Consider the following 14,822-nt stretch of genomic DNA (forward strand, 5'->3'; position numbering starts at 1 on the left):
AAAAAAACGGCAGTGCATGTTAACGCCCTGCCGTTGTTGATTAAACATAAACCCCACATAGCTAACCTTGTTCGGATCTCAGCGGAGTCGAACCTTAGCCTGTTGCATGTCTTTAAGAGATTGCCTTATTTTGACAGTATGTAGGTTATCGGCTTACCGGCTGCCGGATTGAAGTCGCTGGTCTGCTCACCGAGTAAGGTTAACGCCGTGGCCGCAATTTGATTGAGTTTCACTTCTTGTGGCGTGGTTATGGTGCCTGCGGACTTAACACCCGGGCCAATGGCGGCTAACCACACTTGCTCTGAGCCAACGTCATACTTAGCACCATGCTTGCCCCAATCCGCAAGCTGAGCCCCGCGGCCATGGTCGACGACGATCAGCATCACGGTATTATCTCTATACTCAGGCGTCGATTGGATGAACTCCCATAACTCCTGCAAATATCTATCGGTGCGTTTGGCCGCATACAAATATTGGTCATAGAGACCGTCATGGGCAAAGTCATCGGTTTCGCCATAGGCAATATAGGTGATTTTAGGTTTATTTAACGCCAGATGATGCATCGCAAAGCGGTGAGTAAACGCGTCGAAGCCTACATTGTGCCAAGGGCTGGGGATCTCTGTCTGTAACTGATTAAGTAACTGACTGTAACTGTCAGTCTCCGGGCTGCTATCGAACCCAGCATTGACTGGGATCTTGCTACGCTCGCTATTGATGATGTAGGGGAATACGTCCCAACTCGCAAATGCAGCCACTTTATTTTTATACTTAGGCTTACTATTGAGCCACTCGAGAAATGTAATATTGGGGTTATTGATCTTATCGTTACTGTCTATCTTAGGATCGACAATCCCGGTTAATATTTCGCTATAACCTGGATAAGAGAACATAAATGGATTGGCTACCGACATGTTAGAGCCTTGATCTCTGTTGCCGATGAGTGCGCCCTGTTTGGCTATTGTCTGCCACAAGAAGGGCATCAGCTTTTCTCGGCGTTGTTGCAGATCATCATGCCAAAAATCAGCTTTTAGCTCTTGTGGTCGAGCAGCCGCATCCTTGTCCTCTAAGATACTCATCTGTGCACCGTTAAACACATCTTGCCAGCGTAAACCATCGATGGACACTAGAATAAGATTATCGGCCGCAATGGTCATAAAGCTGCTGCTCAAGGCGAGCACCGCAATTAGTTTTTTAAACATGTTTTTCCCTCTTGCATGATTCAGATAGCACAAGCCTATGCAAACAGGTTTGCTTGACTGAAATCACATGGTTGACATTAATATCAACAATGCCCCCTGCATCACCTTTGACGGGTAAATGCAGGGAGCATGTGAGCTCTCTATCTAAGCTTTATCATCTAAAAGTCGGCACGAATGCCTAGGCTGATACGACGTCCGGTATATTCATGCATATTTGGGAATTGTGGCGCTATGGTATAACCCCTGACAGCTTCATCGGTTATATTAATGCCTTTTAAGCTGATTTTAATATTATCCATGACTTTATAACCAATCGAGATATCTGTTTGACCATACTCATCGCGATATACGGGATAAAGATCATTTTGGATATAATCTACATACTTATCCTTGTAGTTATAAGAAATACGAGCATCGAAGGTATCGTTTTCATAATAAAAGGTGGCATTGTATGTCTTATCCGCTAAACCTTCTGGTGGTGTTGGTATATTAATATCCGAATCACCTGTTAATGAGTTATCTAACATGGTGTAGTTGGTATTTATACCAAAGTTTTCCAAAGATTCATGAAATAATCCCAGAGAGAATTGCGCAATCAACTCGATACCGCTAACGGTATATGACCCATCGGCATTCACTTTTTGATACACATCGAAATCAAAAGAACCATCGACACTACCATCATCATTGTACCTAGTGACATCTTCGACGACACCCGTTTGGGCTTCACGCACCACCCCCTCGATTTCTTTGCTGAAGTAGGAGGCAGCCAAAATACCGCCTTCGACCATGTACCATTCAACACCGACTTCCCATTGCTTAGCATAAGTAGGTAACAGATCTGGGTTACCGTCGCGGTATTTAAACTCGTGTTGACTCACAGTACGCTTATAGGCAATATCTTCCAATGCTGGACGCATCAAGGTTTCCGATGCTGCCGCCCTAAATAACACATCATCTGTCAGTTCTACGCTCAGATTCATGCTGGGTAACACATCGGTATATGAGCCCTTCTTAGAGACTGGCGCATCTGTGTAACCTGTCGAGCCATTTTGATCTTGAACTTGATGGTAACCGAAGGATAAAATAGACGTATCAACAATTCTCACACCGGTATTGAGATACACTGGCAAGCTGGCTATTTCAAATTCAAAATCTGCCATTCCGTACAGGCTAACGGTCTCTTCATCGACACGATAAAATTCTTCTTCTTCAAAATCCACCTTAAAACCATCATATCTAAATTCGTCTCTCGCATAGGAATTAGATACCTGAGACCAAGACAAGTCACTGTTTGTTTGGGACAAATAATCGCCACCAGGCAGTAAATCTGAGATCTCAGTTAGGTCACTGTCGAGCAGAGAACGATTACCACCCCATGAACTGTCTCCCTCGGAGGGTCCCTTGACCCGATCGTTACCAAAGTTACGTACTTTAGATTTATCGGTATATCTCACGCCAAATTGAACACTGGCTAGGGCTGGAAAAAACTCTAGGTCTAATGCCCGATGAAAATCAAGTTGTACCGCATATTTATCATCTGTGATTTCTTCAAAATCGACATCATAATGAACAAACGTATAGGCACTCGGCGTATTGTACATATCGAAGCTGTCTGGATTATCACTCAATATGGTCTCGGCGCCGGTGTCAGTAAAGCGAGCGCGCGAAGGACCATAGGCCGTGTGCTTTAAATTGGCATAATCAGATACCTTTTCGGCACCAGAATAGCCCAAGAGACCGTTAATGTCCCAACCCGCCACTTCCCAATCCATCCGTAAGCTATATTGGCTATATTCGGTATTATCAATATTCTCTCTACTCAGGAATTCATGTTGGGTATCGGCATAAGATGCATCCGTTAATACCGTCATGCCATATTCAGATAATGTCGTATTATCATAGCTATGAACTTGCTCTAAGGTACTGCTACTCGATGCAGAATAACCGGCGGCATCATAGGTATTTTCAATACTTTCAAACCCACCTAGCATGGCATCGAAGGTAAGACTAAACGCATCACTGGGTTTAAATTGTAATGAAGCCGTCGCGCCCCACTTTTCTTGTTCAGTGATATAGGAACGATCGGCCACTTTATTGATAAACGCCACACGGCCAGTTTCGTCACGATCAAATCTATCTTGGATGGTAATACCCACGTCGCGTTCCAACACGTCTGCAGCCTGATCTGATTGTGCTTGTTTCGAATCTGAGCCTGATTTCTCTAACCAGCGAAACATGGGTCTTAAATCGATACCCGAATTAGAATCTGTACGGTTGGTTCTTTTAGAAGACGAGAATGAAACTAATGCTCCCCAGTCACCAAACTTTTCACTGGCTAAGAGGGAAAATCTGGGATCGACTTCCTCGGAAATGGAATTATGTGCGGCCTCCGCCGATACGATGAGCTTTCTGCCTTGATAATCGAAGGGACGTGCCGTGGTGATTGAGACTGAGCCTGCTATCCCGCCCTCTTCATCCGCGGCAGTGGGTGATTTTTTTACGCTAACGCTCTGAATAATTTCAGCAGCAAAGATATCGAATTCAACATCACGGCCGCCACTGCCTGATGCTGTCGCAAGGTTATTGATTGAAACATGGGTAAATTCGGAGGGTAAACTACGTACATTCACCTTAGAACCTAAACCTTTATTACGTTCTATGGTTACGCCAGGCATGCGCTGTAGTGCCTCGGCTAAATTTTGTTCGGGAAAGTCGGCGATATCCGTCGCCACAATTGAATCAGAAAAGCCCACGTTAGCGCGTTTGATATCGATGGCTTTTTCTAAACTGCGGCTATAGCTGCCAGTTATTTCAATGACTTCCACATCTTCAACATGAGTCGATGGGTTATTCTCATCGGCAGCGAGCACATCAAATGTCGCCCCGACCAAGACGGCGCTGACAAATACACTATTGATAGCACTGCATAATTTATTTTTTTTAAAGTTACTTAACGTATTATTTTGTTGTAATGAACACATGGTTTCATCCCCTGTAATTATAATATCTAATTCTTGCAACTTGTCTCTGACTTAACATTAATCCCGAACCACTCACACAAGTCGTCACATACCCATAACAAGTCACGACCACATTATCAGAATTTAAATTCCACGCAACAGGTATTCAACATTTAAATTCCGAAAAGAGCTTAAAAATGTATCAAAACTTTATGGCTATCATAGAAATATCAGGATAAATACAGATTTGGAGCCGATCTGGCCAGTGTAGACTTGACTGCCGATCACCTAGATAACTCTAGCGACACTTTATTACAACATGATGACTGACTAACGCGCCCACCTAGCATCAATGGCAACAGTGAGATGATCACGGCTAGGGCAAGTCAGTCAGATCCTGGCCAGTAAGGATCAATTGACCCCCATCAAGTTCGTTACATGTCAGGCTATCGTGTCCAGATGACCACAGAAACGCGCTCTGTTGATAAATATGCCATTGACATCACCAGGTTTGAGAAATATTATTTTCACGCGTCATGTTATTGGCATTTATATTCCACCAATTTCATTTGGACAGTATTTTCATCGAAATCAGGAGCAAGAATGATACCCATTAAAACAATCGGTGTGACAGCCGCCATAGGGCTCAGCATCATTGGCATAGCATGTACGAGTCAGCCTCAAGATTCAGAATCACTCAATGTGCTGAGTTTTAATATTAGATATGATAACCCCAGTGATGGTCCCAATGCCTGGCCTCATAGGCAGGAATTTGTTGCTTCATTGATTCAATTTCATCACGCGGATCTAGTTGGTGTTCAAGAAGCCTTGGTGGGGCAACTATCTGATTTACAAGGGCTGTTACCTCTGTATTCCTGGTTTGGCGTCGGGCGGGACGATGGTGAAATAGCAGGAGAGTTTACCGCCATCTTATATCGTAAAGATAAATTAACGTTACAGCAGCAAGGGACATTTTGGTGTTCGCCAACACCGGATGTTCCGTCTAAAGGTTGGGATGCAGATTTAAACAGAACGGTGACTTGGGGACAATTCACACGCGCCAGTGGCGACAACTTTTACCTCTTTAATACCCATTTTGATCATAAAGGCGCAGAATCCAGGGCAGAGTGTGCACAATTAATTCGCCGCCGTATCGATATGATAGCCAACCAATCTCCTGTCATTGTCACCGGTGACTTCAATACCACTCCAGCAGATAAACCCTATCAAGTATTGACCGATAATACCCCCTACAAGCATGCTCTTTATGATGCATCTCGCGTCAGTGAATTGAAACCCTATGGCTCGAATTTTACCTTCACCGAGTTTAATATCGCCGCCATGGGGGATGCGCCAATCGATTACATTTTCACCAGCGATTCAATCAAGGTTAGACGTTTTGGTGTGCTATCGGACTCTTTCAATGGTCGACTCCCATCGGATCATTATCCGTTACTCGCTGAAATTAATTTCCCCTAGCTCAATGATCTTAAGCCCAACCACAGAAAAACGTCCCTAACGTGATGTGCATTAGGGACGTTTTCCACCATGAATAAGGGGACTATTCACGAAAAGCGACGGATGTAGCCAATGTTTGTGCTATACACATAGAGGAATTAAGCGAGCGAAAGCCATGCACTTCGGCATCATGTACTTCAAAATATACCCGAGCTGCGCTCGATACCGGGCTATATGTGCTGTCTGTGATCACTATGATCGGGGTGCTAGTCTTAGACGCCACTGCCACCACCTTGGCGGTTTCAGGTGAATAGGGTGGAAAAGTAATGCTAATTAACACATCTTTGCTGGTCATAACACGCGCCTGCTCGAGGAGCATACCGCCCATGCCATCTAATAAATGGGCACGACAGTCAGAATGATTAAGCGCGTAGACCAGATACGTCGCAATGGGAAACGACCGACCCTGAGCCATAATATAAATATGTTCTGCTTCATTGATTAACTTGACTGCCGACTCGATATCTTGTGACAAGACACTGGCGCATAATTCCTCGAGTGACACTATGCCTGCATTACAAAATTGCTTCAGCAGATTATGTCCTCCTCCCTGCTCAGGATCATAATCGGTCACATCGATCGCGCTAACCCTTTCTTTATAGCTGGCAGAATGTTCAACAACTCGGGTCTTAAACGCTTTTTGCATTTCAGAAAAGCCTGAAAAGCCAAAGGCCTTTGAAAATCGAATGATAGATGATGGCTGCACATCGGCTCGTTTGGCAATGCTGGCAATGGTTTCCAATGCCATGTCGGTTGGATGATCTAACGCAAATTTCGCAATTTGCCCCAAACGTTTACTCAGCGTCTTGTGACGCTGGGTGATCTCTAGTCGTAAACTGTCGTAATCTCGCTTTAGTGCATCAGACATTTATAATCTACCATCATATGTAACATTTCATTAACTCTAACAGTGTGAATGAATAAAAAATCCAGACAATATATTCTACACCATAAGAATATTTTCCCCAAATAACAAGCATCTAAGTCCTGATATACGCGCTGTCAGTATCAAGTTCGACTACAAGATCACGGCGTGTCCTGTTTGTAGGGATCTTAGGGCCGCGTCGGCTAATAATAACGCTCGCATGCCATCATCGGCCGATGCGACAGGTACAGCTTCACCACGCAAGCAACTAACATAGTTGTCTAACTCCAAGCGGTAGGCCTGTGCATAACGTTCGAGGAAAAAATGTTGAGGTTTCTCACTCAAGGACCCATGTTCGCCGGTGACAACTAGGTTAGACTCAAGATTATTATTGGCCTGAATCATGCCTTTGGAGCCAAAGACTTCAATCCGTTGATCATAACCATAAACAGCACGGCGACTATTATTTATTTGGCAAAGTTTGCCACTGGCTGTTTTTAATGTCACCAGTGCACTGTCTACATCACCGACCTCGCCTATGGCCGCATCGACTTGACAACTTGCGGTAGCAAAAACTTCCACGATCTCCTCATCGAGTAACCAACGGGCCATATCAAAATCATGGATCATCATGTCTCGAAAGAGTCCACCAGAGACCTTGATATATTCTACTGGAGGGGGTGACGGGTCACGGCTGGTGATGCTGATAATTTCGACTTGTCCGACTCGACTCTGTTCGATGGCGCGTTTGAGTTTTTCAAATTGAGGATCGAAACGTCGATTGAAGCCGATGGCACAAAGTACGCCTGTTTTTTCTACCACAGCTAAACAGTGTCGTACCCTATCAATATCAAGGTCTATGGGTTTCTCACAAAAAATGGCCTTACCCGCCAAGGCTGCTTGCTCAATTAAATCTGCATGGGTATCGGTCGAACTGGCAATAATAACCCCATCTATCTCAGGATCGGCTAATGCCGTTTGGGGATCCGTGACAGTCGCAGCACACTCTAACGCTAACTTTTCTGCGGCTGGCGCATAAACATCAACCACATAACGAATACGCACATCTGCATGTTGATTGACACAGGCTGCGTGAATAGCACCGATCCTCCCAGCACCAAATAAACAAATATTAATCATAAAGCCAAAGTTCCTTATTAAAGATGGTGATATCCGATAACGTTTGCAGTCATATCAAGTCCCGTCTACAAGCTCATGTATGCAAGGATTAAAAATACACCTAATTCATTCTAAATATACAAGTACAGAATATATATTCAACATAAAAATATTATAGGCCTATAGTTTCTTGCCTAGTGAGCTTAACCGGACGATGCGCAAACTATATTTTCCACACTATTGCTTGCGTGGAATATTTATTCTATAGTAGATTATCACTTTGAGTAAAGCGATTTAATCGTTGGCCGAGATTAAGCTAGGCTAGTCACGGGACCGTAAATTATTTTATCAGTTATAAGCCGTAGTTTAGGTGTCAATTCCAGCCCAATACGTCTCTATCTGGAGCATATTTTTATATGAACAAACACAAACAATTCGATATCATTTGTCTAGGCAGAGCTGCGGTTGACTTTTACGGTCAACAGATAGGTAGCCGCTTGGAAGATATGAGCAGTTTTGCTAAGTACCTGGGCGGGTCTTCCGCAAACATCGCTTATGGTACCGCTCGTCTCGGCCTAAAATCAGCCATGTTGACTCGCGTTGGCGATGAACACATGGGCCGTTTTGTTCGAGAAGAATTAGCCCGTGCCGGCGTTGACACCAGCCAGGTATTAACCGATGCCGACCACCTGACCGGGCTCGTCATCTTGGGGATCAAAGATCGTGAGACCTTCCCATTGATTTTTTATCGCCATGACTGCGCTGACATGGCGCTAACCAAGGCGGACATCAACCGTGAATTCATTGCCTCTAGCCATTCCTTATTATTGACCGGTACCCACCTGTCGACGCAAACCACCTATGCTGCCTGTCGTCAAGCCATCGACTATGCTAAAGATGCCGGTAGCAAGGTCATTCTCGATATTGATTATCGTCCCGTTTTATGGGGATTAACCGGACTGGGTGAGGGTGAAAACCGTTTCGTTTCATCGGCTAATGTGACCTCTCATTTACAAACAATTCTGCCTGATTGTGATCTCATCGTCGGCACCGAAGAAGAAATTAACATAGCAGGTGGTTGCGACGATATTATTGCCAGCTTAAACAATATCCGCCAATTAAGCACTGCGACTATCGTATTAAAACTCGGTCCATTAGGTTGCACCGTGCTCGATGGTGAGATCCCTGCCACTGAGCAAGACTTTCACCTTTACTGCGGCGTTCAGGTAGAAGTACTCAACGTATTGGGTGCAGGCGATGCATTTATCAGTGGGTTTTTGCGCGGCTGGCTAGCGGGTGAACCCTTCGAACGGTGTGCAGCCTATGCCAATGCCTGTGGTGCCTTAGTCGTTTCACGTCATGGTTGCGCACCAGCGATTCCGTCGGCCCAAGAGCTAGACGACTACCTCGAACGCGCCCAAACGGTACCAAGACCCGATCGCGATACCCGGCTCAATTATTTGCATCGGGTCACCTCACGTCATCAAGCCCCTCGGCAAGAATTATGTGTACTCGCGTTCGATCACCGCAAGCAATTTTATGACATGGCTACCGAAGCCGATGCCGATCCCAAGCGGATCCCAGCCCTAAAGCAACTCTTGGTCAAGGCCACCGAACGTGGGGCAGCACGAGCCGGCATCGAAGGCAAGGTGGGCGTCTTGATCGACGATACATATGGTCAAGATGCGCTCAATGATGTGACGGGCAGAGGGTGGTGGATCGGCCGCCCCGTTGAGCTGCCCTCTTCTCGCCCCTTGGAACTCGAAGGTGGGCGCAATATCAGTGAACGCCTAAAAACTTGGCCTAGGGAGCATGTGGTTAAATGCCTGGTGTTCTATCACTTGGACGACCCAGTCCCATTGCGATTGCAGCAAGAACGCCAAGTACAAGAACTGTACCAAGCCTGTATCGGCAGCGGTCATGAATTTTTACTGGAAATTATTCCACCAAAAGATTGCCATCAGGATGACAATACCATAGTGAACAGCATGAAAAGATTTTATAACCTGGGGATTTTTCCTGACTGGTGGAAACTGCCCTCCCCCAGTCGCACAGCCTGGCAACAGATCAGCGATTTAATTGCCAGTCGCGATCCACATTGTCGTGGTGTCGTGCTGCTTGGATTAGATGCCTCCCAAGAAGCACTTCGTCAAGGATTTAATCAGAGTGCAGGCTTCGAAATATGCAAAGGTTTTGCTGTGGGGAGAACCCTATTTGGCCCTCCTGCACTCCAGTGGTTGAAAGGCGAGATAGACGACCAGCAACTGATCGAGAAGGTAAGCGATAACTACTTGACATTAATCGGATATTGGCGTGAACGCAACGCAAAATAGCAGGTAAATATTCATGAAAACCATAAAGTTAACCATGGCTCAAGCGGTAGTAAAATACCTAGCCGCGCAGAAAGTGGACATCTCAGGCGAGACCTTCCGACTGTTCGAAGGTGTGTTTGCTATTTTTGGCCATGGCAATGTCGCTGGGATAGGCAGTGCATTACATCAGGCCCAAGATCTGCTCCCTACGTACCGCGCTCATAATGAACAAGGCATGGCTCATGCGGCAATTGCCTATGCCAAGGCACATGACCGACAGCGCATGATGGCCTGTACCAGCTCTATCGGTCCTGGTGCGACCAACATGATAACGGCAGCAGCCTTAGCCCATGTTAATCGTTTGCCAGTCCTGTTTTTACCGGGTGATAACTTTGCCAGCCGCACCCCAGATCCTGTGCTGCAACAAATAGAACACTTTGGCGATCCGACCATAGGTGTCAACGACTGTTTTCGCCCCGTGAGCCGCTACTTTGACCGCATTACTCGGCCAGAACAAATCATTACCAGTTTACCAGCGGCAATACAGGTCCTGCTAGATCCGGAACACTGTGGACCTGCAACACTGGCACTGTGCCAAGATGTGCAGACCCAAGCTTATGACTATCCAGAGAGCTTCTTCGCCGAGCACATTCATCGCGCATACCGTCAGCCCAGCGATTCACGCCAGTTGCTCGAGGCGGTAAAGATCCTCAAAGCCTCGAAACGGCCTTTATTGGTTGCCGGCGGGGGTGTCCATTATGCCAAGGCGATCACTGAGTTGACTCGCTTTGCCAAAGCTCACGGCATCCCGGTAGCAGAAACTCAAGCAGGAAAAGGTGCCCTAGCCTGGGACAATCCCAACACTGTCGGCTCTATTGGGGTCACAGGCACGCCAGCGGCGAATGAACTGGCACGAGAGGCTGACGTTATTTTAGCCGTAGGCACTCGTTTACAAGATTTCACTACAGCATCTAGGACCCTATTTAACAACCAAACATCGGTATTAATTCAATTGAATGTCGCTAAGTTTGATGCCTTTAAGCATAACGCCACCCCCTTGATTGGTGATGCCAAGTTAGGACTGGCAGCGCTAAGTGAGCAATTGTCCGATTGGACCGTCTCACCTGATTGGCAGCAACAGGGTCGTGATGCCATGACCCGATGGAATCATTATTATGCAGCCGTCACCGCGGCCACTGAGACTCCTAACACCCCAACCGGGCTCCCAAGTGATGCACACGTCTTAGGTGCGGTAAAGCGCGCCAGTGCCAAACGCGATGTTGTCGTGTGCGCGGCTGGAGGATTGCCTGGTGAGTTACACAAGCTTTGGCGAACCGACGATCCTAAGGGCTATCATGTCGAATATGGCTTCTCCTGTATGGGATATGAAATTGCAGGGGGCTTAGGCGTCAAGATGGCAGACCCTAGCCGTGACGTCTTCGTGGTGGTCGGCGATGGTTCGTACATGATGCTCAACAGTGAAATTGCGACCTCGGTGATGCTGGGTTACAAAATCATCGTGGTGGTGCTAGACAATCGTGGCTATGCCTGTATCAACCGTTTACAGCACGCCACTGGCGGGGCGCCCTTTAACAACATGCTGGAAGATTGCCGCACCATAGACAGTGGCGCGCCTAAGTTGGACTTTGCCGCCCATGCGGCGGCGATGGGCGCTCAGTCAGAACGGGTCGAGGGCATTGCCGCGCTCGAGCAAGCATTGCAACGCGCTGTTGCGAGTGATATGACCTATGTGATCAGCTTGGATACCGACCCTAATATCACCTCAGAGGGAGGATATTGGTGGGACGTAGCGGTACCAGAAATATCTGCACGACAGCAAACTAAACTGGCGTATTCGAAGTACTTGGACGCGAAACAAAAGCAACCATATTAATCGGGAGTGAAACTAATGAGTGTAAGGATCGGCATTAATCCATTGACGTGGAGCAACGATGACATGCCCCAATTGGGTGCAGAAACACCACTCGAACAGTGTCTAAGTGAGGGAAAAAAAGCGGGATACTCTGGCTTCGAGTTGGGCAACAAGTTCCCCAGAGAGGCTGACAAGCTGGCGCCTATTTTAGCAGAACAAGGTTTATCTCTGGTCTCGGGCTGGTTCAGCGGACAATTATTAAGCCGCAGTGTCGCCGAGGAGATTGTCGCCATTCAAAGCCATCTGACCCTATTAAAGGAGCTGGGCGCTAGCGTCATGGTGTATTGTGAAGTGACTGATTGCATTCATTCCCAGCAACACACCCCTTTATCACAACGCCCGGTATTAACCCAGTCTCAATGGCCGGAATTTGCACGGCGTTTAACAGAGTTAGCGCAATATTGTTTGTCCCAGGGAGTGCGCATCGCCTATCACCACCATATGGGCACGATAGTACAATCTGAAGCCGATATCGATGCACTGATGGCACATACTGGACCAGAGGTTGGCCTGCTGTTGGACACTGGACACCTGACTTATGCCGGCGCAGATCCGCTCGCCCTACAGCAAAAGTATGCCCATCGTATCTGTCATATTCATTGTAAAGACGTGCGTGGATCGGTACTTATCGACGTAAAGAACCGTAACTTAAGCTTTCTTGATGCCGTGCTTAATGGGGTATTTACTGTCCCCGGGGACGGCTGTATCGACTATCAGACCTTATTCTTTGCTCTGAAAAAATCACACTACCAAGGTTGGTTAGTGGTTGAGGCAGAACAAGACCCAGCCGTGGCTCACCCTCTCACCTACGCCACCCTAGGCGCAGTGAATTTACGTGCCTTATGTGAACGCGCTGGCCTTGAAATAATAAGCTAAACCATCCGATGGGTCACTGCCCCTAACATTCAATCAGGTCATTTTTAACCAGCCAGAGGCAAACAATGCAAACTTTAGGAAATTACGTCGACGGTGTTCATCACACAAACCAGACGAGTCGAACAATCGCCGTTCATAACCCTGCGACAGGTCAGCAATGTGCCAGTCTGATACTCTCGGAGGCAGAGCATGTACGCGCGGCCATCGATGTCGCTCAGACAGCCTTTACGGGGTGGAGTAAGGTCTCTCCACTCAACCGTGCTAGAGTTCTATTTAGGTTCAAAAGTTTAGTCGAACAGCATCAAGATGAGCTCGCTCAACTCATCACCCTAGAGCATGGTAAAGTTCATTCTGATGCCATGGGCGAAATACAACGCGGCTTAGAAGTGGTCGAATTTGCCTGCGGTATCCCCCACCTTCTCAAGGGGGAATATTCATTAAATGTCGGCCGTGGCGTCGATTGTTTCTCCATGATGCAGCCCCTGGGGGTGTGTGCGGGCATTACGCCATTTAACTTCCCGGCTATGGTACCCATGTGGATGTTTCCGATCGCCCTCGCATGTGGCAATAGCTTTATCTTAAAACCCTCAGAGAAAGCCCCTTCGGTGCCACTACGTTTAGCGCAATTATTGACTGAGGCGGGTCTACCCGATGGCGTATTCAACGTCATTAATGGTGACAAGGTCGCGGTGGACGAGCTGCTTCATGATGAACGAGTTCATGGGATAAGTTTCGTTGGCTCAACACCCATCGCCGAATATGTCTATGCCACTGCCAGCGCCAAAGGTAAACGCGTACAGGCCTTAGGCGGCGCTAAGAACCATATGGTTATTATGCCCGATGCCGATGCCGAACAAGTGATTAACTCTCTGATGGGGGCCGCTTATGGCTCTGCCGGCGAACGTTGTATGGCCATATCTGTGGCTGTATGTGTCGGGGATATCGTCGCCGATAACTTGATTGAGCAGCTTAAGGTCGCCATCGATGACATGCGGGTGGGGCCAGGAACAAAGTCGGACAATGAATCCCACATGGGTCCCCTCATCAGCCAAGAACATGCCGATAAGGTTCGCAACTACATCACAGCTGGGGTCGAAGATGGGGCCAGCTTGATTATCGACGGACGCACATTTGTCTGCCCGGATAATGAATTAGGCTATTTCGTCGGACCCACCCTATTTGATCACGTCAAACCTGGCATGCGTATCTATGACGAAGAGATCTTTGGTCCGGTATTATGCATTGTCCGTGTCGACAGCTATGAACAGGCCACTCAACTGATCAATAGCCACGAATTTGCCAATGGCACGGCTATTTTTACTCGCGACGGTAACTATGCTCGTCAATTTGTAGAAGATATTCAAGTGGGTATGGTTGGCGTCAATGTCCCTATCCCGGTACCTATGGCTTTTCATAGCTTTGGAGGGTGGAAGCGGTCCTTATTCGGCCCCTTGCATATGCACGGATCCGATGGCGTGCGTTTCTACACTAAGATGAAAGCGGTAACCGCGCGCTGGCCGAAAGATCAACCAGGCTCGGCAGACTTTTCGATGCCAACGATGGGATAAATCGACCACGGTTTGCCTGTAAGGTGCAACATGTCGATGCCACTCAATGCCGTTCACTTAGCCTGTGAACGGCATTTTCATGTCGACTCGGGTCTATCGCGCTCACCGGTGTTCACCCCAAGCCGCGGCATTCACAACATGACTGATCCTCAAGATTAATACCATTCCCTATAAGTATCTGGTCAGTTCAGAGACTCTCCGTTTTTTAAATTCAAGGCGCAATTGATGAGGAAATGGTTATTCCCTTTTAAGTCAACGTAACACAGAAGTGGAAACACTGAGAGCCTCACGCTGTGCGGCTGATGTGTACAACAAATGGCAAAGCCCTTTATGCTAGGTTACATGTTCTCGATATACGACTGCATGGTCAATGTTGTTCCATACAAAATAAGACATCCCTCCTTGACCTACATGGATGGAGGGAATGCTATCATGATATTGGGAGTATCATTGGCCCCTGGCGATCAGA

General features: G+C 47.1%; 10 protein-coding genes. 6 read left to right on the forward strand and 4 right to left on the reverse strand.

Features of this window, described 5'->3' with window-relative positions:
- Window positions 1-125 precede the first annotated feature (125 nt).
- Together HRU42_RS09265 and HRU42_RS09270 are read right to left on the reverse strand one after the other, a co-directional pair.
- Window positions 126-1,199, reverse strand: a complete 1,074-nt coding sequence (locus HRU42_RS09265) for a phosphoglyceromutase (RefSeq protein WP_295030513.1) — start codon at window positions 1,197-1,199, stop codon at window positions 126-128.
- A 158-nt stretch (window positions 1,200-1,357) separates the two neighbouring features.
- A complete protein-coding gene (locus tag HRU42_RS09270; protein ID WP_295030514.1) occupies window positions 1,358-4,183 on the reverse strand; it encodes a TonB-dependent receptor in 2,826 nt (941 codons plus the stop codon).
- A gap of 582 nt (window positions 4,184-4,765) precedes the next feature.
- On the opposite strand from HRU42_RS09270, the gene HRU42_RS09275 reads away from it, so the two are divergent.
- Window positions 4,766-5,641 (forward strand): endonuclease/exonuclease/phosphatase family protein, encoded by an 876-nt coding sequence (locus HRU42_RS09275; protein ID WP_295030516.1) that lies wholly within the window; start codon window positions 4,766-4,768, stop codon window positions 5,639-5,641.
- An 82-nt stretch (window positions 5,642-5,723) separates the two neighbouring features.
- Here the strand turns inward: HRU42_RS09275 and HRU42_RS09280 are convergent, their stop codons facing one another.
- A complete protein-coding gene (locus tag HRU42_RS09280) occupies window positions 5,724-6,548 on the reverse strand; it encodes a MurR/RpiR family transcriptional regulator (protein WP_295030517.1) in 825 nt (274 codons plus the stop codon).
- Between the two features lie 150 nt (window positions 6,549-6,698).
- Window positions 6,699-7,685, reverse strand: coding sequence for an inositol 2-dehydrogenase (gene iolG / locus HRU42_RS09285; protein ID WP_295030518.1), 987 nt, complete (start codon window positions 7,683-7,685; stop codon window positions 6,699-6,701).
- Between the two features lie 395 nt (window positions 7,686-8,080).
- Here iolG and iolC point away from each other — a divergent pair, with 395 nt between their 5' ends.
- From iolC to HRU42_RS09310, 5 genes are all read left to right on the forward strand, one after another.
- Window positions 8,081-9,997 carry a 5-dehydro-2-deoxygluconokinase gene (iolC, locus tag HRU42_RS09290; RefSeq protein ID WP_295030520.1) on the forward strand — a complete coding sequence of 639 codons (1,917 nt, stop codon included), beginning with the start codon at window positions 8,081-8,083 and terminating at the stop codon, window positions 9,995-9,997.
- Window positions 9,998-10,010: 13 nt separating this feature from the next.
- On the forward strand, window positions 10,011-11,870 hold the full coding sequence (iolD, locus tag HRU42_RS09295; protein WP_295030521.1) for a 3D-(3,5/4)-trihydroxycyclohexane-1,2-dione acylhydrolase (decyclizing): 1,860 nt from the start codon (window positions 10,011-10,013) through the stop codon (window positions 11,868-11,870).
- Between the two features lie 15 nt (window positions 11,871-11,885).
- Window positions 11,886-12,785, forward strand: a complete 900-nt coding sequence (gene iolE, locus HRU42_RS09300; protein ID WP_295030523.1) for a myo-inosose-2 dehydratase — start codon at window positions 11,886-11,888, stop codon at window positions 12,783-12,785.
- 65 nt (window positions 12,786-12,850) lie between these two features.
- Window positions 12,851-14,353: a CoA-acylating methylmalonate-semialdehyde dehydrogenase gene (locus HRU42_RS09305; RefSeq protein WP_295030525.1), complete on the forward strand. Its 1,503-nt coding sequence runs from the start codon at window positions 12,851-12,853 to the stop codon at window positions 14,351-14,353.
- 30 nt (window positions 14,354-14,383) lie between these two features.
- Complete coding sequence (locus HRU42_RS09310) at window positions 14,384-14,512, forward strand: hypothetical protein (protein ID WP_295030526.1); 129 nt, start codon at window positions 14,384-14,386, stop codon at window positions 14,510-14,512.
- Window positions 14,513-14,822: the final 310 nt, after the last annotated feature.

This window comes from Shewanella sp., from assembly GCF_013214165.1.
Classification (GTDB): Bacteria; Pseudomonadota; Gammaproteobacteria; order Enterobacterales; family Shewanellaceae; genus Shewanella.